This window comes from Sinorhizobium sp. CCBAU 05631, from assembly GCF_002288505.1.
In the GTDB taxonomy this organism is placed as follows: domain Bacteria; phylum Pseudomonadota; class Alphaproteobacteria; order Rhizobiales; family Rhizobiaceae; genus Sinorhizobium; species Sinorhizobium fredii_C.
Window position 1 is genome coordinate 478,207 of record NZ_CP023063.1, and the last position, 25,596, is coordinate 503,802.

At 63.1% G+C, this 25,596-nt stretch carries 21 protein-coding genes; 15 read left to right on the forward strand and 6 right to left on the reverse strand.

All coding sequences use genetic code 11. The features are described 5' to 3' along the window. The first annotated feature begins 27 nt into the window (after positions 1-27). The 3 genes from SS05631_RS02240 (at position 28) to SS05631_RS30865 (ending at position 2,510) form a co-directional block, all read left to right on the forward strand. Positions 28-408 (forward strand): membrane protein, encoded by a 381-nt coding sequence (locus SS05631_RS02240; protein ID WP_037413239.1) that lies wholly within the window; start codon positions 28-30, stop codon positions 406-408. 56 nt (positions 409-464) lie between these two features. Continuing rightward, on the forward strand, positions 465-1,757 hold the full coding sequence (gene glcF / locus SS05631_RS02245) for a glycolate oxidase subunit GlcF (protein ID WP_037413240.1): 1,293 nt from the start codon (positions 465-467) through the stop codon (positions 1,755-1,757). A gap of 600 nt (positions 1,758-2,357) precedes the next feature. Continuing rightward, positions 2,358-2,510, forward strand: coding sequence for a hypothetical protein (locus tag SS05631_RS30865; RefSeq protein ID WP_157213144.1), 153 nt, complete (start codon positions 2,358-2,360; stop codon positions 2,508-2,510). Positions 2,511-2,722: 212 nt separating this feature from the next. On the opposite strand, the gene SS05631_RS02250 is transcribed toward SS05631_RS30865, so the two are convergent. Beyond that, positions 2,723-3,418 carry a L,D-transpeptidase gene (locus SS05631_RS02250; RefSeq protein WP_037413242.1) on the reverse strand — a complete coding sequence of 232 codons (696 nt, stop codon included), beginning with the start codon at positions 3,416-3,418 and terminating at the stop codon, positions 2,723-2,725. A 192-nt stretch (positions 3,419-3,610) separates the two neighbouring features. Beyond that, a complete protein-coding gene (locus SS05631_RS02255) occupies positions 3,611-4,357 on the reverse strand; it encodes a L,D-transpeptidase (protein WP_037413243.1) in 747 nt (248 codons plus the stop codon). 220 nt (positions 4,358-4,577) lie between these two features. On the opposite strand from SS05631_RS02255, the gene SS05631_RS02260 reads away from it, so the two are divergent. Continuing rightward, positions 4,578-5,225 (forward strand): DNA-3-methyladenine glycosylase I, encoded by a 648-nt coding sequence (locus SS05631_RS02260; protein ID WP_037413245.1) that lies wholly within the window; start codon positions 4,578-4,580, stop codon positions 5,223-5,225. A gap of 37 nt (positions 5,226-5,262) precedes the next feature. On the opposite strand, the gene SS05631_RS02265 is transcribed toward SS05631_RS02260, so the two are convergent. Together SS05631_RS02265 and SS05631_RS02275 are read right to left on the reverse strand one after the other, a co-directional pair. After that, positions 5,263-5,631: a DUF305 domain-containing protein gene (locus tag SS05631_RS02265; RefSeq protein WP_037413246.1), complete on the reverse strand. Its 369-nt coding sequence runs from the start codon at positions 5,629-5,631 to the stop codon at positions 5,263-5,265. Positions 5,632-6,165: 534 nt separating this feature from the next. Continuing rightward, the gene (locus SS05631_RS02275; protein ID WP_037413248.1) at positions 6,166-6,591 is read right to left on the reverse strand and encodes a hypothetical protein; all 426 of its coding nucleotides are present in this window, start codon (positions 6,589-6,591) and stop codon (positions 6,166-6,168) included. A 243-nt stretch (positions 6,592-6,834) separates the two neighbouring features. Between SS05631_RS02275 and hisS the strand changes: the two genes are divergently transcribed. From hisS to SS05631_RS02305, 6 genes are all read left to right on the forward strand, one after another. Next, complete coding sequence (gene hisS / locus SS05631_RS02280) at positions 6,835-8,349, forward strand: histidine--tRNA ligase (protein ID WP_037413367.1); 1,515 nt, start codon at positions 6,835-6,837, stop codon at positions 8,347-8,349. After that, a complete protein-coding gene (locus SS05631_RS02285; protein WP_037413249.1) occupies positions 8,349-9,491 on the forward strand; it encodes an ATP phosphoribosyltransferase regulatory subunit in 1,143 nt (380 codons plus the stop codon). The genes hisS and SS05631_RS02285 overlap by 1 nt, the downstream gene beginning before the upstream one ends. Then, positions 9,488-10,183, forward strand: a complete 696-nt coding sequence (hisG, locus tag SS05631_RS02290) for an ATP phosphoribosyltransferase (RefSeq protein ID WP_037413250.1) — start codon at positions 9,488-9,490, stop codon at positions 10,181-10,183. Before SS05631_RS02285 ends, hisG begins: the two co-directional genes overlap by 4 nt. A 109-nt stretch (positions 10,184-10,292) precedes the next feature. Next, on the forward strand, positions 10,293-11,000 hold the full coding sequence (locus tag SS05631_RS02295; RefSeq protein ID WP_037413252.1) for a glutathione binding-like protein: 708 nt from the start codon (positions 10,293-10,295) through the stop codon (positions 10,998-11,000). A 122-nt stretch (positions 11,001-11,122) separates the two neighbouring features. Then, the gene (locus SS05631_RS02300; protein WP_037413368.1) at positions 11,123-12,340 is read left to right on the forward strand and encodes an FAD-dependent oxidoreductase; all 1,218 of its coding nucleotides are present in this window, start codon (positions 11,123-11,125) and stop codon (positions 12,338-12,340) included. A gap of 268 nt (positions 12,341-12,608) precedes the next feature. Beyond that, positions 12,609-15,404 (forward strand): EAL domain-containing protein, encoded by a 2,796-nt coding sequence (locus SS05631_RS02305; protein WP_037413253.1) that lies wholly within the window; start codon positions 12,609-12,611, stop codon positions 15,402-15,404. A gap of 477 nt (positions 15,405-15,881) precedes the next feature. Here SS05631_RS02305 and groL read toward each other — a convergent pair whose 3' ends face one another. Then, positions 15,882-17,519: a chaperonin GroEL gene (groL, locus tag SS05631_RS02320; protein WP_037413255.1), complete on the reverse strand. Its 1,638-nt coding sequence runs from the start codon at positions 17,517-17,519 to the stop codon at positions 15,882-15,884. Between the two features lie 74 nt (positions 17,520-17,593). Further along, positions 17,594-17,890, reverse strand: a complete 297-nt coding sequence (gene groES / locus SS05631_RS02325) for a co-chaperone GroES (protein WP_012706990.1) — start codon at positions 17,888-17,890, stop codon at positions 17,594-17,596. Between the two features lie 265 nt (positions 17,891-18,155). Here groES and SS05631_RS02330 point away from each other — a divergent pair, with 265 nt between their 5' ends. The 5 genes from SS05631_RS02330 to ileS all read left to right on the forward strand — a co-directional run bounded on the left by SS05631_RS02330 (position 18,156) and on the right by ileS (position 25,483). Then, entirely contained in the window at positions 18,156-18,983 is an 828-nt protein-coding gene (locus SS05631_RS02330) for a sulfurtransferase/chromate resistance protein (protein ID WP_037413258.1), read from the forward strand. Next, entirely contained in the window at positions 18,980-20,338 is a 1,359-nt protein-coding gene (gene chrA / locus SS05631_RS02335) for a chromate efflux transporter (protein ID WP_037413259.1), read from the forward strand. Before SS05631_RS02330 ends, chrA begins: the two co-directional genes overlap by 4 nt. A 118-nt stretch (positions 20,339-20,456) precedes the next feature. Then, positions 20,457-21,305, forward strand: coding sequence for a TIGR01459 family HAD-type hydrolase (locus tag SS05631_RS02340; protein WP_037413260.1), 849 nt, complete (start codon positions 20,457-20,459; stop codon positions 21,303-21,305). A gap of 13 nt (positions 21,306-21,318) precedes the next feature. Then, entirely contained in the window at positions 21,319-22,302 is a 984-nt protein-coding gene (locus tag SS05631_RS02345; RefSeq protein WP_037413262.1) for a bifunctional riboflavin kinase/FAD synthetase, read from the forward strand. A gap of 271 nt (positions 22,303-22,573) precedes the next feature. Beyond that, on the forward strand, positions 22,574-25,483 hold the full coding sequence (gene ileS / locus SS05631_RS02350) for an isoleucine--tRNA ligase (RefSeq protein WP_037413369.1): 2,910 nt from the start codon (positions 22,574-22,576) through the stop codon (positions 25,481-25,483). Positions 25,484-25,596 lie beyond the last annotated feature (113 nt).

The window sequence follows — 25,596 nt, forward strand, 5'->3', positions numbered from 1 at the left end:
ATTCGCTGCAGGCGAGAGGAGAATTCGATGAGTGATCCGGGTCCGCAGACGCCGCTTTCCCGCGACACCGACCGCTGGTTGGAGCCGGGCAAGGTCAACATCCAGATCATCTACCTGCTTTATCTGGTCGGCTTCGCCATCGGCATCACTCCGCTCGTCGGCATCGTGCTCGCCTACCTTAATCGGGACAAGGCCGAAGACTGGGCGAGAACGCACTACATCTGGGCGATCCGCACCTTCTGGATCGCCCTGCTGTTCGCCGTCGTTTCGGCACTTCTGTCCGTATTGCTCATCGGCGTGCTCGGCTTCGTCGCGACGGCGGTCTGGATCGTCGTGCGCTGTGTCATAGGGCTTCAGAAAGCCGCCCGCGAGGAGCCGATCACCGATCCCGAAAGCTGGCTCATCTAAGGCGTGGCGGCTCCGTTCAGGAACTGCCGTTTGAGAATTGAGAGTGGAGTATCCGGTTGCAGACAAATTTTTCGCCAGAGCAACTCGCCGACCCGCATGTCGCCGAATCGGAAAAGATCCTGCGCAAATGCGTCCATTGCGGCTTCTGCACCGCCACCTGTCCGACCTATGTGCTGCTCGGCGACGAACTCGACAGTCCGCGCGGACGGATCTATCTCATCAAGGACATGCTGGAAAACGGGCGAGCGGCCGATACCGAAACCGTCACCCATATCGACCGTTGTCTCTCCTGCCTTTCCTGCATGACCACCTGTCCGTCGGGCGTCGACTACATGCATCTCGTCGATCATGCCCGGATCCACATCGAGAAGACCTACAGACGACCGTTCAAGGATCGCTTCGCTCGTGCCGTCATTGCTGCGACCTTGCCCTATTCTTCGCGCTTCCGGCTGGCGCTCAGGGCGGCGGGGCTCGCACGCCCCTTTGCGGGGCTGCTGAAGCGGGTTCCCTGGCTCAAGACCTTCGGCGTCATGCTCGATCTCGCACCGCGTGCGGTGCCGGCCGCAGACGGGGTGAGGCCTGCCGTTTACGCGGCCAAGGGCACGCCGCGCGGCCGCGTTGCCCTGCTCGCCGGCTGTGCCCAGCCCGTGCTGAGGCCCGGGATCAACGAAGCAACGATCCGTCTGCTCACGACCCAGGGGGTGGAGGTCGTCGTTGCCGCGGGCGAGGGCTGTTGCGGCGCGCTGGTCCACCACATGGGGCGCGAGGAGCAGGCGCTCGCCGCCGCCCGGCGCAACGTCGATGTCTGGCTGAAGGCTGCCGAGGAGGACGGCCTCGATGCGATCGTCATCACCGCATCCGGCTGCGGCACGACGATCAAGGACTACGGCCACATGCTGCGGCTGGACGCCGCCTATGCCGAGAAGGCGGCGAGAGTTTCCGCCCTGGCGAAAGACATAACCGAATATCTTTCGGGGCTGGACCTGCCGGAGCAGGGCGCGCGCGGCCTGACCGTCGCCTATCACTCCGCCTGCTCGATGCAGCACGGCCAGAAAATAACCGCGGCGCCGAAGCAGCTCCTGAAACGGGCGGGTTTTTTGGTGCGCGACCCGGCGGAAGGCCACCTCTGTTGCGGCTCGGCCGGCACCTACAACATCCTACAGCCGGAAATATCGGCAAGGCTCAAGGCTCGCAAGGTGAGAAACATCGAGGCGACCAAGCCGAACGTCATCGCCACCGGCAATATCGGCTGCATCACCCAGATCGCCAGCGGCACGAATATCCCGATCGTGCATACGGTTGAGCTGCTCGACTGGGCCTATGGGGGTCCGAAGCCGGCCGGGATATGAGCGGTAGGCCGCCCACCCGGCCTTCCGGCCACCTTCTCTGAGCAGGCGGGGCGAAGGAAGGGACCAATGCCGGACTTGCATGAGCTGAGAGGCAAGGCAAGACGCTTGGTCGCCCGAAATTCGCTTACCGATCAGGAGAAAGAGGAAGCTCGTGCACGGTCAGGAATGGAGCATCCTTCCGATCCTTGGCGAAGTCCATGGGTGTCAGTCATGCTACGATAACGCGCGTGTGTGAGGCCATTTGAACCGAATCAGCAGCACGACATCACGGCAATAGGTAAGGGCGGCTTAGGTCGCCTTTTTCTTTGCCACTGCCCTTTGTGAATCAGTGTGAACAACTGCCAAAAAGCATGGGCGGACGGGCGATCAACGACACTGTTGCACAGCTACACTAGACCTGAAAACGGGCAGGGTTCTTCCTGTTTCACGTTCAACGAAAGCAGGAGCGCAGATGCGCAGGCGCAAATCCAATGAGCCACAGAAATTCTCTTGGTACTATATTGGGTTACATAGCACCCCTTGCCAACCCAAGCCGATTCACTGTTACTTGCTTCGCAAGGGCGCTGACTTTTTTGCTTTTGGTGTGAAAAAGGAGCGCTGATGCCGAAGATCCCCAAGAATCCCGATCACGAGCGGCTGTACGTCAAGCTGTTCTTCGGCTTGTTCGAAGGTAACGCGACAGGTCCAGCCGTCAAATATGTCGTCATCCTTGCAGTACTCGTGATCGCGGGTCGCGCGTCGGGACTGCTGTGATGCCGGGGCGAATTGTCGACCTTTAGTGGACTACTGCGCCTATAGTCGTCGTCGGTCGATTATATTGTTTCTGGGCTTTCCGGGGCGGCGGCTCACGCGGCGCGGCGGAAAACGAGCACACGTGACGCGGCCTCAATCCCCTCTCCCCGTCAGAACGGCGAGAGGGTCGGGGTGAGAAGCGAATCCGCCGACGTGAGGAATAGTCTCTATCGTCAACCGCCGAAAATCTGGCGGAAAATGTCGACGCCGCGGTCGTCGAAGCTGACATCGCCTGCCTTGTTGCCCGGACCGATGACGATGACCTTGGTGCCGATCGGTGCACGGTCATAGAGGTGTTCGACGTCCTCGTTCATCATCCGGATGCAGCCGGACGACATGTTCTGTCCGATGGTCCAGGGCTGGTTCGTTCCGTGGATGCGGAAGATCGTGTCGCGGCCGCCCTTGTAGAGATAAAGAGCGCGGGCGCCGAGCGGGTTGTCGATGCCGCCTTCCTGCGTGATCGGCAGGATGCGCCCCTTGGCCGCTTCGCGCACGCGCATTTCCGCCGGCGGCGTCCAGGCCGGCCACTCGGCCTTGCGGCCCACCTTGACCACGCCGGACCAGCCGAAGCCCTCGCGGCCGACGCCGATGCCATAGCGCGTCGCGCGGTTCGGCCCGTCGATGTAGTAGAGATACTTGTTGTTGGTGTCGACGATCACCGTGCCGGGCGCCTCGTTCGTGCGGAACCGTACCTTGGTGCGCCAATATCTCTGCGGCGGCTTCTTCGGCTGGGCAGCCAGCACCACATCGGAGCGCTTGACCTTTGCACCGGCAATGTCGGCCGGAGTAAACGCGCACGCGTTTGTGGCAATGAGAAAAGCAGCGGCCGCAACGGTGAGCGCGGCCAGCCTGGTGGCATGAAGTCTCATGTATGATTCCCTCTGAACCCTCTTTGCGGGCAAGCTATGTGAATTAGACGCAAGTGCAAGCCCGCGATAGACTCCATAGTACACGACGAAGGCCGTAACTTGTATCGCAGGGAACGGCTGTTGCTTTTAGATCACGACCTCGCCTAAGCAATAAGGAGCATGCCTGAATAATATTCTATAGGTCGGCCGCTGCTATATCACGATAACCTTGGTGCCGACTTTGACGCGCTCGTAAAGATCGACGACATCCTCGTTGCGCATGCGGATGCAGCCGGAGGAGACGCCGTAGCCGATCGTCCAGGGGGCATTGGTGCCATGGATGCGGTAGAGCGTCGAGCCGAGATACATGGCGCGGGCGCCGAGCGGGTTCTGCGGACCGCCGTCCATGCGGGCGGGCAGATAGTGACCCTTGGCCGCCTCGCGGGCGATCATTTCCTGAGGCGGCGTCCAGTTCGGCCATTCGGCTTTGCGGGTGATCCTGTGCTCACCGGCCCATTCGAAGCCCGGTTTTCCGACGCCGACGCCGTAGCGACGCGCCTGGCTGTCGCCGGTGATGAGATAGAGGAAGCGGTTGTTCGTGTCGATGACGATCGTGCCCGGCTTCTCGCTCGTCTCGTAAGCCACCATCTGCGGCAGGAATTGCGGATCGAGCTGCGCCTTCGCCGGCCTTTGCGGGCGCACCGCGGCAGGCTGTACGGCCGTCGTTTCCAGCCGGCGCTTCATCTGGCGACGCTCCACCTGTTTTCGGGTGGCGGCCGGGGTCTGCGGCCGGTAGACGGCCGGGCGCACCCCTTCGCCGGTCAGTTGCATCACCCAGGGGGCAGTGAGATCCGGGCTGACGACGACCGGCGGCCGGTTCTGATATCGGTCCCAAGCGCCGGCGCCGGCGGGGAGGGTGCAGACAAGGCACGTGGCAAGCAAAAGGAACTTCTTCATCATCGGACGGACTCGCTACCTAACGCCGAAAAAATCATGGGCAGCGCAGCGGCTGCACTTGCAATGGCGCGATGCTCGCACTCCTCCGCCACCGAAGGGTAAACATGGCTTCGATAAAATGCTGCGATGTGGATAAAGCTTTGGGTAGGGTTATTCCCGGCTTTATGAATCTGGTTTGCAAATGGTAAATGGAACAAAAGAGAAACAAGGCGGGAGAGCGGTGATGTCGGCGAAGGGTTTGATTATCGGCGATGACGGGTTGCAGCGTTGCGCCTGGCACGGCAATCTCGACGACTACCGCCGCTACCACGATGAGGAATGGGGCCGCCCGGTGACCGACGATCGCCGGCTATTCGAGAAGATTTGCCTGGAGGGCTTCCAGTCGGGCCTTTCCTGGCTGACGATCCTCAGGAAGCGCGATGCCTTCCGCTCGGCATTCGCATGCTTCGACTTTGACATGGTTGCCGAATTCGGCGAGGCGGACATCGCGCGCTGCCTCGGCGACCCCGGCATCGTGCGACACCGGGGCAAGATCGTCTCGACCATCAACAATGCGCGCCGCGCAAAGGAATTGCGGGCGGAATTCGGCTCGCTTGCCGCCTATTTCTGGGCGCACGAGCCGGATGGAAGCGAGCGCCCGAAGGTTGTCGACTACGCGACGCTGATCGCCAATCCGACCACACCGACCTCCGTCCGGATATCGAAGGATCTGAAGAAGCGCGGCTGGACCTTCGTCGGCCCGACGACCGTCTATGCCTTCATGCAGGCCATGGGCCTCGTCAACGACCACCTCGAAGGCTGCTTCTGCCGCGCGCAAGTGGACGAGATGCGGCGGCAATTCGCCAGGCCGCTGCATAGCCGACCGGAGTGACCCTCCCCGGTTTTGGAGGCGGGGAGGGCCGGCTTCGCTAGCCGCCGTGCCCGGCGAGCCATTCCTTCATCATTGTGATCTCGGCCTCCTGGGCCTTGATGATGTCTTCCGCCAGCTTGCGGATCGCCTCGTCCTTGCCGTGCTCGAGCTCGACTCTTGCCATGTCGATCGCGCCCTGGTGGTGAACGATCATGCTGCGCACGAAATCGACGTCGGCATTGCCGGTGAAGGCGATGTCCATATCCTTGTGCATTCTGGCGTTCGCTTCAGCGAAGGCCTTGCTCGACGGTGCCATGTCGGCAGCCGTCGCGTCCTGGTGCATGCCTTGATGGTTTTCCTGGGCGTATACCGGCATGCCGACCAATACGGCGACCGTCCACGCGGCGAGGGTCCTTTTCAGGGACATGGTGTGTACCTTTCCATCCTAATGGGAATTCAGGAGATCTTGCGGGCCGCGCGAGGGAACGTCGTCGCGTCCCTCGGAGGCGCCGGCGCTAAATGGAAAGGCTGCATTTGGGCGGTGGGGACAGGGGCTTGACGGCCTGGTCGAGCAGCGGCGCTTGTCGCTGCGGCGAAAGCCGCGTCGAAGACGTCGCGGATCGCATGAACCCGGGCGGCGCCGCATGGATCGCGACGCAGGCGGAGCAGAGCGCCGGGTGGTCTGCTTTCGCCGGGCTCGGACAATGGCTCCGTTGGACGCAATGACCGTCACGGCCAGTGGAGGCGTGGTTCACCATATTGGAGGTCGGGTGATGATGTGCGCTGTCCGCCATCGCGCCCAGGTCGCGCGCCTGGGCGATCGCGGGAAGGGCTCCGCCGAGCGGAGCGGATAGAAGCAGGAGAATGAGGGCGAGCCAACGCAGCATGCCGGCAAGATAGGTTACTGGGCGTCGAATATGAAGGGGGCAAGAGGAAATCGCCGAGCCGCGACCACCTCGCGTCAGGCCGGCAACGCCGCTCCGTTGCGGGGAACCGCGAAGACGCCTTGCAGGGAACCTCCCGCAGCCTCGCCGATCGTCGAGTTTCCGATGCAGCAAAGCTGACGTGAGCTTCCGCCCGGACGGCGGACCATCGCAGAAAAGCAGAAGGACGAGGACGTCGCGGTCGCCTTTTCCAGAATGCTGAGGATCGTTGCCCGGTCTTTCGGGTCGTAGGCCCGCACCAGATCGATGATGCCGCAGGGGTTCTGCCTCAGGCCAAGAAGCGAAAGGGTCTGCAGGCCGACCACAAAGGCGCCGCTGTCCACGTCACAACGCCACGGGTCGATCATATAGCCTGCCTTCGCGAGCACGCGGGTCCAGGCTCCGTGGGTTTCCGGATTGAGCGGTTTTATCGCTGCCGCGCCGGGCGTCATGACAGTCAGCATTTTGCGAAAGTCTCCGTTTGAAGCCCTTGTTTCGATCGGCTTAACTTATAAGGGTGCAGAGAGAATTTTACAATCACGACGCAGTGATCGTAATTCGAAACGGAACGCTTTTGCGCGCGGCCTTGTTCCGCCGCCCTCCCGGCTGCCGGCCCGTCGCCCCTTTGTCGGTCGCTACCCTTGCCGCCCTTGACGTGATCCGGTAGGGAAGGCACCGACCAAGCTTTACAGCCCGGAATGCCTTCCATGAACGACAAACCGAAGAAACCGCAGAAGCTCAAGGCGCGCCTGCCGCGCGGCTTCGTCGACCGTTCGGCGGCGGATATCCGCGCCGTCGACGAGATGATCGCGAAGATCCGCGAAGTCTACGAGCGCTATGGTTTCGATCCGGTCGAAACGCCGCTGTTCGAATATACCGATGCGCTCGGCAAGTTTCTTCCCGACAGCGACCGCCCGAACGAAGGCGTGTTCTCGCTGACGGACGACGACGAGCAATGGATGAGCCTGCGCTATGACCTGACGGCGCCGCTTGCCCGGCACGTGGCGGAGAACTTCAACGAGATACAGCTTCCCTACCGCACCTATCGCGCCGGCTACGTGTTCCGCAACGAGAAGCCGGGCCCGGGCCGTTTCCGCCAGTTCATGCAGTTCGATGCCGATACTGTCGGCGCCGCCGGCGTCCAGGCCGATGCCGAGATGTGCATGATGATGGCCGACACGATGGAGGCGCTCGGAATTGCGCGCGGCGATTACGTGATCCGCGTCAACAACCGCAAGGTTCTGGACGGCGTGCTCGAGGCGATAGGGCTCGGCGGCGATGACAAGGCGAATGCGCGGCTGACGGTTTTGCGTGCCATCGATAAGCTCGACAAGTTCGGCCCGGACGGCGTGCGCCTGCTTCTGGGCGCGGGGCGCAAGGACGAGAGCGGCGACTTCACCAAGGGTGCCGGGCTCGACGAAGAGCAGATCCGCAAGATCCTCTTCTTCGTCGGTATCAGCGACTATGCGAAGAGCGCCGATGAACTCGCCGAGCTCGTCGCCGGCACCGCGCGCGGTGCGGAGGGCGTCCAGGAGCTGAACACGATCCGCAGCCTCGTGCTCAGCGCCGGCTATGACGCGGATCGCATCAAGATCGACCCCTCGGTCGTGCGCGGCCTCGAATATTATACCGGCCCGGTCTTCGAGGCCGAACTGCAGTTTGCCGTCACTAACGAGAAGGGCGAGAAGGTCGTCTTCGGCTCGGTCGGCGGCGGCGGCCGCTATGACGGTCTCGTCTCGCGCTTCATGGGCCAGCCGGTGCCGGCAACGGGCTTCTCGATCGGCGTGTCGCGGCTGATGACGGCGCTGAAGAATCTCGGCAAGCTCGGGGTCGAGGAGGTGGTCGCGCCGGTCGTCGTCTGCGTCATGGACCGCGACCTCGACAGCATGGGCAGCTACCAGCGCTTCGTGCAGCAATTGCGCCATGCCGGCATCCGCGCCGAGATGTACCAGGGCAACAAGAAGAACTTCGGCGACCAGCTCAAATATGCCGACCGGCGCGGTTCGCCGATCGCCATCATCCAGGGCGGCGACGAGCGCGCTTCGGGCGTCGTTCAGATCAAGGACCTGATCGAGGGCAAGCGGCTCTCCGGCGAGATCGAGGACAATGCCGCCTGGCGCGAGGCGCGTGTCGCCCAGGTCTCCGTCCCGGAGAGTGAGCTCGTCGCAAAGGTTCGCGAAATTCTCGCAGAGCAGGCCGAGGACCGGAAAAGGGCAGGCTGATGCCGCTGATCAACCTTCCCGCCTTTGCCGGCGAGCTGCTTGCCGATTTCGAGCGGCTGAAGACGTTGCGCGTCGACACGCCGGTCATCCAGCCGGCCGAGCCCTTTCTCGACATGGCTGGTGAGGATCTGCGCCGGCGCATCTTCATGACCGAAAGCGAGACCGGCGAGAGCCTCTGCCTGCGCCCCGAATTCACCATTCCCGTCTGCCTCCGCCATATCGAGACGGCGACCGGCACGCCGCAGCGCTACGCCTATCTCGGCGAGGTGTTCCGGCAGCGCCGCGAAGGCTCGAGCGAGTTCTACCAGGCGGGCATCGAGGATCTCGGCGATGCCGACACGGCCGGCGCCGATGCGCGGGCGATCGGCGACGCTATGCTGGTGCTTGCCTACCGGCTGCCGGATCGGCGGCTGAAGGTGACGCTCGGCGACCAATCGGTCTTCGAGGCGGTGATTGCCGCCTGCGGACTGCCGGGGGGCTGGCAGAAGCGGCTGATCCACGCCTTCGGCGATCAGAAACTATTGCAGAAGCTCCTGGGTGAGCTTGCCGATCCCAAATCCGCGGGCGTCTTCGGCCCCGAAGTCGAGCGGCTCGCCATCATGGGAATCCTCGACGACCAGGAAAGGCTCGTCGCCCATCTCGCCGAGACGATGGAGGCGACCGGCTATTCCACCAATGCCAGCCGTTCGCCGCGCGACATCGCCCGCCGCCTGAAGGAGAAGATGGAGCTTGCGGCCACGCGGCTCGACAAGGCAGCACTCGCCGTCATGCGCGAGTTCCTCGCCTTCGACCTGCCGCTTGCCGAAGCTCCGGCGGCGCTGCACGCTTTCGCGAAGAAATCGAGATTGAAGATCGACGGCGCGCTGTCGCTGTTCGACGCCCGCGTCGCCGCCGTCGCAAAGGCGGGCGCCGATCTCGGTCTGATCCGCTATCGTGCCGCCTTCGGCCGCCCGCTCGACTACTATACCGGCCTTGTCTTCGAGATCGAGGCCGAGGGAGCACCGGCGGTTCTCGCCGGCGGCGGGCGCTTCGATCGCTTGCTGACGCTGCTTGGCGCCCGCGAGCACATTCCGGCCGTTGGCTTTTCTCTCTGGCTCGACCGGATCGAACGGGCCATCGCTGCCGCAGGGGGCGCGAAATGACGATAACCATTGCGCTGCCGTCCAAGGGCCGGATGAAGGACGACGCCTCGGCCATCTTCGAGCGCGCCGGGATGAGGATCGTCGCCGTCGGCAACGACCGCTCCTATCGCGGCCGCGTCGAGGGTTCGGATGACGTCGAGGTCGCCTTCCTGTCGGCCTCCGAGATCTCCCGCGAGGTCGGCAGCGGCGCGGTCGACTTCGGCGTTACCGGCGAGGACCTGGTGCGCGAAGGCATCGCCGACGCCGATGCACGCGTCGAATTCGTCGCCCGGCTCGGATTCGGCCAGGCCGATGTCGTCGTCGCGGTGCCGGAAGTCTGGTACGACGTCGATACCATGGCCGACCTCGGCGATGTGGCCGCCGACTTTCGTGCCCGCCACGGCCGCCGGCTCGCGATCGCCACCAAATACTGGCGGCTCACCCAGCAGTTCTTCTCTGGCAGCCACGGCATCCAGCTCTATCGCATCGTCGAAAGCCTGGGCGCCACCGAAGGTGCGCCCGCTTCCGGCTCGGCCGACATCATCGTCGACATCACCTCGACTGGATCCACCTTGAAGGCCAACCACCTGAAGATCCTCTCGGACGGGGTGATCCTGCGTTCCGAAGCCTGCCTCGTGCGGGCTCGCAAGGCTTCCCATGAAGGCAATCCCGTCATCGATCGGATCATTTCATCCGTGCGTTCGGTCCTCTGAAGCCACCGCACGGTCGGAATTTTCGACCGGGGTCTGACAAATGCAACCAGCGCGACCTATCTAGGGGTGGCAGACCACCTTAACTTTCCATCCCACCTCAAGGCACCTCATGGCTGATCTTTCCTCCTTCCCGATCACAAGCCGCTGGCCGGCGAAGAATCCCGACATCATCCAGCTCTATTCGCTGCCGACGCCGAACGGCGTGAAGATCTCGATTGCTCTGGAAGAACTCGGGCTGCCCTATGAGGCGCATCGTATTGCTTTCGACGCGAACGAGCAGAAGTCGCCCGAATTCCTGTCACTCAACCCGAACGGACGCATCCCGGCGATCATCGATCCGAACGGACCGGACGGCAAACCGATCGGTCTCTTCGAATCCGGCGCGATCCTCATCTATCTCGCGGAAAAGGCCGGCAAGCTCATTCCGGCCGATGCGGCCGGGCGCTACGAGACGCTCTGCTGGGTGATGTTCCAGATGGGCGGCATCGGGCCGATGCTCGGCCAGTTCGGCCACTTCTTTAAGTTCGCCGCCGAGAAGGTCGCCGACAATTCCTATCCGGTCGAGCGCTATCGCGACGAGGCAAAGCGCCTGCTCGGCGTTCTCGAAACGCGGCTCGAGGGCCGTGAGTGGCTGATGGGCGACGAATACACCATTGCGGACATCGCCACCTATCCCTGGGTCGAAGGCGCGCGCAAGTTCTATGGCGGCGCCGAAGTGCTTGAGTACAAGAGCTTCCCGAATGTCATGGCCTGGGTCGACCGCGGCCTGGCGCGTCCGGCTGCGCAGAAGGGCATGGAAATTCCGCGCAAGGAATAGCGTCGCCTTTTCGGCTCGAGTTGACTGGACTCGGGCCGGAGGGTTACGGGTTAGCGAGCCAATGCGGAAGCCTGTGCGGCTTCCGCGGCTCGAAGAATTGATCGTTGAGACGGGTGGAGATGGTGTCGGGAAGACTTGTTGTTGTGGGTGGCGGTCAGGCCGCTTTCGCCTTGATTGCCAAGCTTCGCGCCCTGCAGGACATGCGTCCGATTACTGTCGTCGCCGCCGAGTCGAGCCTGCCCTATCAGCGGCCGCCGCTTTCCAAGAAATACCTGCTGCGCGAAATGACTCTCGACCGGCTGCTCTATCGGCCGGAGGCCTGGTATGCGGAGCACGAAATCGACATTCGCCTGTCGACGATGGTGACGCGGGTCGACCGCAAGACGAAGGAAGTCACGCTCAGCGACGGCTCGAGGCTCCCCTATGAAACGCTGGCCTTTGCAACCGGTGCCACGCCGCGCCGCTTGCCCGCTTCGATTGGCGGCGATCTCGAAGGCGTGCATGTGGTGCGCGATTTCCAGGACGCCGACCGGCTCGCCGGGGAGATGCAGCCGGGGCGGCGGGTATTGGTGATCGGCGGGGGCTATATCGGCCTGGAGGCGGCGGCGGTCGCCCGTACATGCGGGCTGGAGGTCACAGTCATAGAAATGGCGGACCGCATCCTGCAGCGCGTCGCTTCGGCCGCGACCTCTGCGGTCGTCCGCGAGATCCATCGCTCGCATGGGGTCGATATCCGCGAGCGCATGGGCCTTCACCGGCTGATCGGCGAAGACGGGCGCGTGTCCGCGGCGGAGCTCTCCGACGGCTCGGTCATTCCGGCCGACCTGGTGATCGTCGGCATCGGCGTGGCGGCGAATGACGCCCTGGCCCATGATGCCGGCCTCGAAACCGCGAACGGCATCCTCGTCGACAGCCACGGCCGGACATCCGACCCGGCGATCTTCGCGATCGGTGACTGCGCCGTCTTGCCCTGGCAGGACATGCGCATTCGTCTCGAATCGGTCCAGAACGCCGTCGACCAGGCGGAAGCGATCGCAGCCGTTCTCGCCGGCGGTTCCGAGCCCTATAATCCGAAGCCTTGGTTCTGGTCGGACCAGTACGACGTCAAGCTGCAGATCGCCGGCTTCGGGCTTGGCCACGACGAAACCCTGGTTCGCCCGGGCCAGCGCGAGGGCAGCGTCTCCGTCTGGTATTTCCGCCAGGGCAAGTTGATCGCCGTCGATGCCATCAACGACGCGAAGGCCTACGTGACGGGCAAGAAGCTGCTCGAAGCGGGCGTAACGCCCAATCGGGCCCTACTGGCCGATCCGCAGGTCGATCTCAGATCCTTGCTCGCATAGCGGCGCAAGGGCGATCTCCTTGCCATGAACGTACCGTTCGCGGAACGACTCCACGTGTCTTTGCCGCTCCTCGAATGGCGCGCACCTCCTACGATAAGCTTGCGGTAGCTTGGCGATTCATTAACGCAACTCAGCAATGTTCGCTTCGAAAGCGGCGGTGGTCCCGGTAAATTTCATCCTTCCTTAAAGGGATTAAAGCGAACACATAGCGACCCGGCGTGGAACACAGGCGCCGAGCGGGCGAATGCGTGTATTTGGGCGACCTGCAATGTTTAGGATTCTTTCGTGCCTCGTCGTGGAACATGACTTGCGGTTGGTTGCACTGGCGGCGGTGGTTTGCTTCCTTTCCAGCTTTGGCGCCGTGACGCTGCTTCAGCGGGCCCGTATCTCCGAGGGCAGGCCGCAGGCGATCTGGGTGGCGGCCGCAGGCATTGCCAGCGGCTTCGGCATTTGGGCGACCCATTTCATTGCCATGCTCGCCTATGACCCGGGAGTCGTCCTCGGCTACCAGGCCAGCCTGACGGCATTGTCGCTGGTGGCCGCGATCCTGCTGACGACGTCGGCTCTGGCGATCGCCTCCTATTGGAACGGCCGTCCCGCTTGGCTGCTGGGTGGCCTGGTGCTCGGCGCCGGTGTGGGCTCAATGCATTTCCTCGGCATGGCCGCCCTCGAAGTGCCCGGGTTCATTCGTTGGGATTCGATGCTCGTCGTCGCATCGATTTTGGCCGGCGTGCTCTTCGACATGGGTGCCCTTCTTGCGATCAACCGGGCCGACCAGTCGCTGAGGGCACAGATGGCCGCGACGTTGGCGATGACGCTCGGCATCGTCGTGCTGCACTTCACCGCGATGGGCGCGGTTACGATCGAAGTCGAGTTCGCGACGACCCAAACCCCGGAAGGCATGATCCAGCCGCATCTCTTGGCCTTCGTCCTTGCCGGAACCGCCTTCTTTCTTCTATCCGCCGTGCTGATCGCCGCCGGCTTCGCACGCCAGGCGGAGATCCTCGCCACCACATCGGAGAAGGAGTTTTCCCGCTTCGTGCGCAGCGTCAGGGACTATGCCATCTACATGCTCGATGTCGACGGACGCGTGGCAAGCTGGAATGCCGGCGCCGAGGCCAACAAGGGATATTCCGCCGAGGAGATCATCGGCAAAAACTTCTCCTGCTTCTACTCGCCCGAGGATCGTGCGGCGAACCTGCCGGGGCGCGCCTTGCGCATCGCCCTTGACGCCGGGAAATATGAAACCGAGGGCTGGCGCTACCGGAAGGATGGCACCCGCTTCTGGGCGCATGTGGTGATCGACCCGATCATCGGCGAGGACGGCGAGCACGCCGGCTTCATCAAGATCGCCAAGGACATCACCAAGCAGAAGGAGGATGCCGATCGGATCGCCGAGGTGAGCAAGAATCTCGACATCGCGCTCGAAAACATGAGCCAAGGCATTTGTCTCTTCGATCGTGCCGACCGCCTGCTGCTTTCGAATCGGCGCTGCCTCGAGATCTTCGATCTGCCTGAATCGATGGCCGGCAAGGGCATGACCTTCCGGGAAGTCCTCAATCGTGCATTTGACCGCACCTATGCGGATCCGGTGGTCGCGGAGGCGAAGGCGAACGAGGCCTATCAGAGGCATAGGCTGGACATCGTGGCGAAGGGCGGCGGCGACCTGGTCGAAAAATTGTCGAACGGACGCTCGATCCTGTCCAAGCACCGCACGCTTCCCGATGGCGGTTGGGTCTCCACCTATGAGGACATCACCGAGCGGCTCGACTCCGAGGAGCAGATTTCCTTCCTCGCGCGTCACGACAGCCTGACCGGGCTGCCCAACCGATTGCAGTTCAACAGCCATCTCGACGAGGAACTCGACGCGGCCGTCTGGTTTTCGCGCAAGGTGGCGGTCGTCGGCATGGATCTCGACAAGTTCAAGGAAGTCAACGACCTGCACGGACATGCGGCTGGCGACTTCGTACTGGTGACGATCGCGCAGCGGATGAAGGAACACCTGCAAGAGGGCGAATTCGTCGCCCGCTTCGGCGGAGACGAGTTCGCTGCGGTCAAGCGCTTCGAAGACCTGTCTGAACTCAATGACTTCCTGCGGCGGATCGAGCGGTGCCTGCATGAGGAGATGCGCTTCGGCGATTTCGAGCTGAAATCCGGCGGCAGCATGGGTGTGGCCATCTACCCGCAGGATGCGGAAACCGCCGACACGCTGATCAACAACGCCGACCTCGCGATGTATCGGGCGAAGGCGGCGCTCAATCAGACGATCTGCTTCTACGAGGTCTCGATGGACGAGGCTGCACGCGGCCGCCGGGCGCTGGCGAACGATCTCTGGGAAGCGGTTGAGAAGAACCAGCTGGCACTGCACTACCAGGTGCAGAAATCAGTGACGAGCGGAGAGGTGATCGGCTACGAAGTGCTGCTGCGCTGGAACCATCCGGAACGCGGCATGGTATCGCCAGGCGAATTCATCCCGCTCGCCGAGGAATGCGGCGCCATTCTGCCGATCGGCGAATGGGTGTTGCGCGAGGCCTGCCGTGAAGCGGCGACCTGGGACAGCCAGCACAAGATCGCCGTGAACCTCTCGCCGGTGCAGCTGGCAAATGGCGACGTCGTCAGCCTCGTCCATGCGATCCTCGTCGAAACCGGGCTCGACCCGAAACGGCTCGAGCTCGAGATTACCGAATCGACGATTATCGACGACAAGCAGCGCGCGCTGTTGACGCTGCGCGAGATCAAGGCGCTTGGCGTGACGATCGCCATCGACGATTTCGGCACGGGTTACTCCTCGCTGGAGACATTGCGGTCGTTCCCCTTCGACAAGATCAAGCTCGACAAGAGCTTCATGTCCGAGGTCGAAGGCAGCCCCCAGGCAAAGGCGATTATTCGCGCCATCCTCGCCCTCGGCCACAGCCTCCAGGTACCGGTGCTCGCCGAAGGGGTGGAAACCCAGAAGCAGCTCGACATTCTCATTGCCGAAGGCTGCGACGAGGCGCAGGGCTATCTCCTCGGGCGGCCGGCGCCGATCGGTTCCGTCGTTGGGGTCAGGACCGAGGCCGCCTGACGCGTTCGGCAAACGGCGAAAGCGGGAGAGTGGGATTGGTACCCCTTCTGCCCTGCCGGGCATCTCCCCCATAAGGAGGGAGATTGGCTGGAAAACGCCGCTCTGCCCCACGCCCAGCGTGCCTATGCCGAAATAAAGGGACCCGCAAAGTCCATGTAAGGATATTTGATGGCGGGACATTGCCACTTGCCGATCTCCACCCTTGTGGGGGAGATGCCCGGCAGGGCAGAGGGGGTGCCTCCGACCGTAGCAAGGATTCCACAAGAGGCGCAGCTCCAATGCAAGCCATTCGGCGCTGGCATGAAGTCGTCGGCTTGCCGCCGAGTGTGAACGCCCGGTGGTGCCCGGCGGCGCTTGCCGAGCGAGGCGAATGGCATGAAGGAATCCTCGCCGACGAAATCGTGAAAAGCAAAAAGGGCGGCTCGAGAGCCGCCCTTCCGATCCGGATGGATCACCTGCGCTAAGGCTGTCGCCTTATCACATCATGTCCATTCCGCCCATTCCGCCCATGCCGCCCGGCATGGCCGGAGCGTCCTTCTTCGGCAGCTCGGCGATCATGGCTTCGGTGGTGACGAGCAGGCCCGCAACCGAGGCTGCGTCCTGGAGAGCGGTGCGGACGACCTTGACCGGGTCGATGATGCCCATGGCGATCATGTCGCCATACTCGCCGGTCTGAGCGTTGTAGCCGAAGTCGTCGGTGTTCTTCTCGAGGATCTTGCCGACAACGATCGAGGCTTCATCGCCAGCGTTCTCCGCGATCTGGCGGGCCGGAGCCTGCAGAGCGCGACGAACGATGTTGATACCGGCGTCCTGATCGTCGTTTTCACCCTTGACGGTGATCTTGACGGAAGAGCGCAGCAGGGCAACACCGCCACCCGGTACGATGCCTTCCTGAACGGCAGCGCGCGTCGCGTTGAGGGCGTCGTCGATGCGGTCCTTCTTTTCCTTCACTTCGACTTCCGTCGCACCGCCGACGCGAATAACGGCAACGCCGCCAGCGAGCTTGGCAAGGCGCTCCTGCAGCTTCTCACGGTCGTAGTCGGAAGTGGTTTCTTCGATCTGGGCCTTGATCTGGGCAACGCGGCCTTCGATGTCGACCTTCTGGCCGGCGCCGTCGACGATCGTCGTGTTTTCCTTGGAGATCGAGACCTTCTTCGCACGGCCGAGCATGTCGAGCGTGACGTTTTCGAGCTTGATGCCAAGGTCTTCGGAGATCACCGTGCCGCCCGTCAGGATGGCGATGTCTTCGAGCATGGCCTTGCGGCGGTCGCCGAAGCCCGGAGCCTTGACGGCAGCGATCTTCAGGCCGCCACGCAGCTTGTTGACGACGAGCGTTGCAAGAGCTTCGCCTTCGACGTCTTCAGCGATGATGAGGAGCGGCTTGCCGGTCTGAACGACGGCTTCGAGAACCGGGAGCATCGCCTGAAGATTGGAGAGCTTCTTCTCGTGCAGGAGAATGAAAGCGTCTTCGAGGTCTGCGACCATCTTTTCCGGGTTGGTGACGAAGTAGGGCGACAGGTAGCCGCGGTCGAACTGCATGCCTTCGACGACCTCGAGTTCGGTCTCGGCGGTCTTGGCCTCTTCAACCGTGATGACGCCTTCGTTGCCGACCTTCTGCATCGCTTCAGCGATGTCGAGGCCGATCTGCTTTTCGCCGTTTGCCGAGATCGTGCCGACCTGGGCGACTTCTGCCGAGGTGTTGATCTTCTTGGCTTTGGCGAGCAGGTCCTTGACGACTTCGGTGACGGCGAGGTCGATGCCGCGCTTCAGGTCCATCGGGTTCATGCCGGCAGCAACGGCCTTGGCGCCTTCGCGAACGATCGCCTGGGCGAGAACGGTTGCGGTCGTGGTGCCGTCACCGGCGATGTCGTTGGTCTTCGAAGCGACTTCGCGGACCATCTGGGCGCCCATGTTCTCGAACTTGTCTTCGAGTTCGATTTCCTTGGCGACCGAAACGCCGTCCTTGGTGATGCGCGGAGCGCCGAAGGACTTGTCGATAACGACGTTGCGGCCCTTCGGGCCGAGCGTCACCTTGACCGCATCGGCGAGGATGTCGACGCCGCGCAGCATCTTTTCGCGCGCGGTACGGCCGAACTTGACTTCTTTAGCTGCCATTTTTGAAAGCTCCTGGTTTCGAAGTTCCGGGACGCACCCGGTTTCAAATTACGGAAGTTGGGGTTGCGGGCCGATCAGCCGATGATGCCCATGATGTCGGCTTCCTTCATGATCAGAAGGTCTTCGCCGTTGATCTTGACTTCGGTGCCGGACCACTTGCCGAACAGGACGCGGTCACCAGCCTTGACGTCGAGCGGAACAACCTTGCCGCTTTCGTCACGGGCACCCGAACCGACAGCCACGATTTCGCCTTCTTGCGGCTTTTCCTTCGCGGTGTCCGGAATGATGATGCCGCCCTTGGTCTTTTCCTCAGACTCGACGCGGCGGACGACAACGCGGTCGTGCAGCGGACGGAAGTTGGTGCTTGCCATTGTCTAATCCCTCGATCAAATGACATTGCGGATCGTTCATCGATCCGGTGGATGGGTGTTAGCACTCCTGCTTAAAGAGTGCTAGCGCCGCCGAGATAAGGCTGGCTACCGAACGAGTCAAGGATCGGCTTCGAGATTTTTTTGCCGGCCGCGAGCGTTGACATGAAATGCCGTTTTTTGTTTGATGGATCTATGGGGTAAGCGAATGCCCCACGAGGCGTCATGCTGGAATTTCGCGTCCAACAGCTATCAAGGACGTCGTATCATGGCCTCGTTCAACTCCATCTCTCCTGAAAAACTTGCCCGGCTGGTCGGCACGCCGAAAGCTCCCGTCCTCATCGATGTTCGCGATGAGGACGATTTCACCGCCGATCCCCATCTCGTACCGTCGTCGTTCCACCGGACGCACGCCGATGCGCCCAAATGGGCGGACGAATACAAAGGACAGTGGGTCGTCGCGCTCTGCAAGCACGGCGGCAAGCTCAGCGAAGGCGTTGCCGCATGGCTTCGGCACGCCGGCGCGTCTGCGGAAATATTGGAAGGCGGTCTCGAAGCGTGGCGCGAGGCGGGTCTGCCTCTCGTCCCGGTGGCGAGCCTGCCGAATGCCGACCCTTCGGGCGGCTCGGTGTGGGTGACGCGATCCCGGCCGAAGATCGACCGCATCGCCTGCCCATGGCTGATCCGCCGCTTCGTCGATCCGCGCGCCAGGTTCCTCTACGTCTCGCCGGCCGAGGTCGAGGCGGTCGGCGAACGCTTCGACGCAACGCCGTTCGACATCGAAGGCGTGTTCTGGAGCCACCGCGGCGACGATTGCACCTTCGACACGATGGTCAAGGAATTCCGCCTTTCCTTTCCCGCGCTCGAGCACGTCGCCCGGATCGTCCGCGGTGCCGACACGGACAGGCATGAGCTCGAACCGCAAGCGGCCGGCCTGCTGGCAGTGTCGCTTGGTCTCTCGCGCATGTATGCCGACGACCTCGAACAGCTAGAGGCAGGCATGACCCTTTATGACGCGCTCTACCGCTGGGCGCGCGATGCGAGAGAGGAGAAGCACGACTGGCTATCGCACGGCGGAAAGGGGAAGCGGACGTGAACGAACAAACATCGGCGAGCCTCGCGCCCGCCCATCCGGCCTTTGCCGAAGCGGCGAAGGTCTGGGCGAGGATCGGTCTGTTGAGCTTCGGCGGGCCGGCCGGACAGATTGCGCTCATGCACCGGGAACTCGTCGAGGAGCGCCGCTGGATCTCGGAGAGCCGCTTCCTGCACGCGCTCAACTATTGCATGCTGCTGCCCGGCCCAGAGGCGCAACAACTCGCCATCTATATCGGCTGGCTCCTACACGGCGTCCGCGGCGGGGTGGTGGCGGGCACGCTCTTCGTGATGCCGGGCTTTTTTGTCATCCTGGGCCTCTCGTCCGCCTATGCCCTGTTCCAGGAGACCAATTGGCTTGCGAGCCTCTTCTTCGGCCTTAAGGCCGCGGTGCTGGCGATCGTCATCGAGGCGCTGATCCGGCTTTCCCGCCGGGCGCTGAAAACCGGCTTCGATCGATGGCTCGCCATCCTGGCGTTCCTGGCGCTCTTCGTTTTCGCCGTGCCCTTTCCGCTGGTGGTCCTCGCGGCCGGCGTCGCGGGCTATGTCGCTGCCCGCCATGCGCCGGCGCGGCGAGCGGCCGCGCATCAAGCGAAGGCTCCCGATCTTCCCTCCGTTATCGGCGCCGATTACCCCCACGGAAAGCCAAGCTGGGGGAGGGCGGCGGCAGTCATTGCCGTATGGGGCGCCCTCTGGCTGGCGCCCTTCCTCCTGATCGCGGCCATCATCGGCGGACCGAATGTCTACACAGACATCGGCCTCTTCTTTTCGCAGATGGCGGTCGTCACTTTCGGCGGCGCCTATGCCGTTCTTGCCTATGTCGCACAGCAGGCGGTCGAGACCTATCACTGGCTGCGCCCCGGGGAGATGGTCGATGGCCTGGCGCTGGCGGAGACGACGCCGGGACCGCTGGTGCTTGTGCTCGCCTTCGTCGGCTTCATGGGGGCGTACCGTGCGCCGATCGGTGTCGATGCGCTGACGTCGGGCGTGCTTGGCGCGACGCTTGCGACTTGGGTGACCTTCGTTCCGTGCTTTCTCTGGATCTTTCTCGGCGCGCCCTATGTCGAGCGGCTGCGCGCCAATGCGGCGCTCTCCGGTGCCCTGTCGGCGATCTCGGCGGCGGTCGCCGGCGTTATCCTCAACCTCGCCGTCTGGTTCGGCCTTCATGTCCTCTTTGGCCGCGTCGAGCGATTGGAGAGCGGCCCGCTCTCGCTTCCCTATCCGGATCCGGCGACGCTTCACCCTGCTGCTCTTTTCTTGACCGTCATTGCGGCCGTTTCGCTTTTCTGGTGGAAGCGCGGCATTTTCCAGACGCTCGCGATCTGTGCGGTGGCCGGCTGGTTGCTGATGCTTGTCTGATTGGCGGCATTTGTCGCCGCCTATCTTGGGAACTGCGGCGTTTTTCTGTAGGCGAGGCTTGTATTCTTGGTCCTTCCTTGCGATGTCAGCCGGGAAGCCGAGTTTGTAGGAAGCCAGGATGGCCGTCAGGATCAACAGTTTTCGGGAAATCGCCAGCCGATACGACGTGGTGCTTTGCGATGTCTGGGGCGTGCTTCACAATGGCGTTCAGGCCTTCGCCTCCGCCTGCGAGGCGCTTGCCGAGGCACGCGCTCAAGGGGTGACGGTCGTCCTCATCACCAATTCGCCGCGGCCGCATCCGAGTGTCAAGGTGCAGATCCGCGGCCTCGGCGTTCCCGATGAAGCCTATGACCGGATCGTCACCTCTGGCGACGTCACGCGGGCATTGATCGCCTCGGCCGAGAAGCGGATTTTCTTCATCGGCGCCGATCGCGATCTGCCCTTGCTCGAAGGATTGGGCACCGAGATCGTTTCGGCGGAAGAGGCCGAGACGATCGTCTGCGCTGGCTTCTACGACGACGAGACCGAAACCCCCGAACACTACCGCGCCACGCTGAGCGGGCTTGCCAATCGGAAAATCCCGTTCATCTGTGCCAATCCCGATCTCGTCGTGGAACGCGGCCATCGGCTGATCCCCTGTGCGGGCGCAATCGCCAAGCTCTACGAGGAACTCGGCGGCGAGGCGCGCATTGCCGGCAAGCCCTACAAGGCGATCTACCGTGCCGCGCTGTCCGAAGCGAAGGTGGTGAGAGGTGCCTTCGATCTCGCGCGGGTCATCGCCGTGGGCGACGGCATGCCGACCGACGTGAAGGGGGCGCAGGACGCCGGTTTCGATTTGCTCTATATCAGCGCCGGCATCCACGCGCTGGAATACATGCACGAAAGCCGCACCGACGAGGCGAAGCTTGCCGCCTTCCTGAAAAAGGAAGGGGCGACGCCGAAGTGCTGGATGCCCCGGCTCGCCTGACAGGGAGACGGCAATGACGGTTTTTCATCGCAACGAGACCCGTGATCCGCTTCCCGAGCGCCTCCACGGCGGCGTGATCGCGATCGGCAATTTCGACGGCGTCCACCGGGGCCATCAGTCGGTGCTGAACCGCGCGCTCGACGAGGCAAAGGGCAGGGGCGTTCCCGGCCTTGTGCTGACCTTCGAACCGCATCCGCGCACCGTCTTCCGGCCCGACCAGCCCGTCTTCCGCCTGACGCCTGCGCCGCTGAAGGCTCGCATCCTCGAGGGGATGGGTTTCGGCGCGGTGATCGAATATCCCTTCGACCGGACCTTCTCCGAGCTTTCGGCGTCCGATTTTATCCATCGCATTCTCCGCGAATGGCTGCACGCATCGCACGTCGTCACCGGTTTCGATTTTCATTTCGGCAAGGGACGCGAGGGCGGCCCGGCCTTCCTGATGGCGGCGGGCGCCCAGGAAGGCTTCGGCGTGACGCTGGTCGATGCCTTCCGCGACGAGAACGCCGCGGTCATTTCCTCGAGCTTCATCCGTTCCTTGCTTGCCGAAGGCGACGTCGCGCATGCCGCCGGCCTGCTCGGCTACCGCTACACGGTCGAAGCGGAGGTGATCGGCGGCAAGAAGCTCGGGCGCACGCTCGGCTATCCGACCGCCAACATGCGCCTGCCGGCCGAAGTCGAACTCAGGAGCGGCATTTATGCGGTGCGGTTCCGCCGCTGGGATGGTTCGCTTTACGACGGGGTTGCAAGCTTCGGCCGCCGCCCGACCATCGACAGCGACGGTGAAGCGCTGCTGGAGACCTTCGTGTTCGACTTCTCCGGCGACCTTTACGGCGAGGTCTGCGCCGTCTCCTTTTTCGGCCACCTTCGCGACGAAGTGAAGTTCGACGGGCTCGAGCCCCTGATGGTGCAGATGAGGGAGGACGAGAAGGAGGCGCGCGCCCTTCTTTCCGGCGTGCGGCCCTTGAGCGACATCGACCGCCATATCAATTTCGTCTGAAGCGGCGGGTGCACCGGGCCTAAAGAATCGCGCCCTGCTGCGCTCGCGGACCTTTTCAAAAGGGCGAAAACGCCTTAAACAACCGGCCATTATGATCAGGCATCGTCGATTGACCATCGATCAGCGAATTATTGGCCCGGCTTTCCGCGCGCGCTAGAGCGTGCCGGGAGGTCCGGGATTTCGGCGTTTCACGCCCTTCCAGTCATCTTCGAGAGACCGAACCCTTCCGCCTGCGTGACAATCCGCGCGGAAAAGACGAATGCAAAAGACCATGACAGAGACCGCTGAAAAGATCGACTACTCCTCGACGCTCTACCTGCCGCAGACCGAATTTCCGATGCGCGCCGGCCTCCCGCAGAAGGAGCCGGAATTCGTTGCCCGCTGGCAGAAGATGGAGCTCTACAAGAAGCTTCGCGCCTCCGCTGCCGGCCGCGACAAGTTCGTGCTGCATGACGGCCCGCCCTATGCGAACGGCAACATCCATATCGGCCATGCGCTCAACAAGATCCTCAAGGATGTCATCAACCGCTCGTTCCAGATGCGCGGCTTCGACGCCAATTACGTCCCGGGCTGGGACTGCCACGGCCTGCCGATCGAATGGAAGATCGAGGAGAAATATCGCGAGAAGGGCCGCAACAAGGACGACGTCCCGGTCAACGAGTTCCGCAAGGAATGCCGTGATTTCGCCAGCGGCTGGATCCAGGTGCAGACCGAGGAATTCAAGCGCCTCGGCATCGAAGGCGACTTCGACAATCCCTACACGACGATGAACTTCCATGCAGAAGCGCGTATCGCCGGCGAATTGATGAAGATCGCACGGGCCGGCCAGCTCTATCGCGGCTCGAAGCCGGTGATGTGGTCGGTTGTCGAACGCACCGCGCTCGCCGAGGCCGAAGTCGAATATGCCGACGTCGAAAGCGACATGATCTGGGTGAAGTTCCCGGTGATAGAGGGCCCGGATGCGCTTGCCGGCGCCTTTGTCGTCATCTGGACGACGACGCCCTGGACGATTCCCGGCAACCGGGCGGTCGCCTATTCGTCGCGCTATGCCTATGGCCTCTATGAAGTCGCGACGGCCGAAAACGACTACGGTCCGCAGCCGGGCGAAAAGCTGATCTTCGCCAAGCGCCTCGCGGAGGAATCGGCCGCCAAGGCAAAGGTCACCTTCAGCTTCATCCGCGACATCGAAGCCGAAGAGCTTGCGGCAGTCACCTGCTTGCACCCGCTGCACGGCCTCGGCGGTGGCTACGCCTTCAAGGTGCCGCTGCTCGACGGCGAACACGTCACCGACGATGCCGGCACCGGCTTCGTCCACACCGCGCCCGGGCACGGCCGCGAAGACTTTGATGCCTGGATGGACGGCGCCCGGGCACTCGAAGCGCGCGGCATCTCCTCTGCGATCCCCTTCACCGTCGACGATGCCGGTTATTTCACCGCCGATGCGCCCGGCTTCGGCCCGGACGCCGAAGGCGGCGCCGGTCGCGTCATCGACGACAAGGGCAAGAAGGGCGACGCCAACGATCGCGTCATCAAGGCGCTGATCGCCCGCCATGCGCTCTTTGCCCGCGGACGCCTGAAGCATTCCTATCCGCATTCCTGGCGGTCGAAGAAGCCGGTCATCTTCCGCAACACGCCGCAATGGTTCGTCTATATGGACAAGGACTTCGGCGACGGCACGACGCTGCGCTCGCGGGCGCTCAACGCCATCGACGAAACCCGTTTCGTCCCGGGCGCCGGCCAGAACCGCCTGCGCGCCATGATCGAGCAGCGCCCGGACTGGGTTCTGTCGCGCCAGCGCGCCTGGGGCGTGCCGATCGCGGTCTTCGCCGATGAGCAGGGTGAAATCCTCGTCGACGACGCCGTCAATGCGCGGATCCTCGAGGCTTTTGAGAAGGAAGGGGCCGATGCCTGGTTCGCTGAGGGAGCGAAGGAACGCTTCCTCGGAAACGACCACGACCATGCCCGCTGGAACCAGGTCATGGACATCCTCGACGTGTGGTTCGATTCCGGTTCGACCCACACCTTCACGCTCGAAGACCGTCCAGATCTGAAATGGCCGGCCGATGTCTATCTCGAGGGTTCCGACCAGCACCGCGGCTGGTTCCACTCCTCGCTGCTGGAAAGCTGCGCGACCCGCGGCCGCGCGCCCTACAACGCCGTTGTCACCCATGGCTTCACCATGGACGAGAAGGGCGAGAAGATGTCGAAGTCGAAGGGCAACACGGTCACGCCGCAGGAAGTGATGAAGGATGCCGGCGCCGACATCCTGCGCCTGTGGGTGATGACCACCGACTACTGGGAAGACCAGCGCCTCGGCAAGACGATCATCCAGACGAACATCGATGCCTACCGCAAGCTCAGGAACACCGTCCGCTGGATGCTCGGCACGCTCGCCCACGACAAGGGCGAAGTGATCGCGCTTGCCGAGATGCCGGAGCTCGAGCAGCTGATGCTGCATCGCCTTGCCGAACTCGACCGGCTGGTGCGCGAAGGCTACGACGCCTTCGACTTCAAGCGGATCGCCCGCGCGCTGATCGATTTCTCGAATGTCGAACTTTCGGCCTTCTATTTCGATATCCGCAAGGACGCGCTCTACTGCGATGCGCCTTCGTCGCTCCGCCGCCGCGCCGCGCTGCACGTCATCCGCACGCTGTTCGATTGCCTGGTGACCTGGCTCGCGCCGATGCTGCCCTTCACCGCCGAGGAAGCCTGGCTTTCCCGTAACCCGGAAGCCCTCTCGGTGCATCTCGAGCAATTCCCGCCTGTGCCGGCGGAATGGCGCAACGATGCGCTGGCCGAGAAATGGCGGAAGATCCGCGAAGTGCGCAAGGTCGTCACCGGCGCGCTCGAGATCGAGCGCAAGGACAAGCGCATCGGCTCCTCCCTGGAAGCCGCTCCGCTCGTCCACGTCGCCGATCCGGATCTGAAGGCCGCCCTTGACGGCCAGGATTTTGCCGAGATCTGCATCACCTCGGCGATCGGGATCGACGACGCCGAGGGGCCGGAAGGCGCGTTTACCTTGCCGGAAGTGGCGAAGGTCAGCGTCGTGCCGAGGCTGGCCGAAGGCCGCAAATGCGCTCGCTCCTGGCGGATCACCACGGATGTCGGCTCCGATCCGCTCTATCCGGAAGTGTCGGCCCGCGACGCCGCCGCACTGAGGGAACTTGGCTTCAAAGCGTGATGGAACGTCCCGGGTGAATTGCGCTTGGCGCATTCATCCGGTACAACCTGCCCGAAATTTGGCGGAATTTTCCGCCATGGGGGCGTTTAATGGCCGCGGCGGGCGCGGTGCGG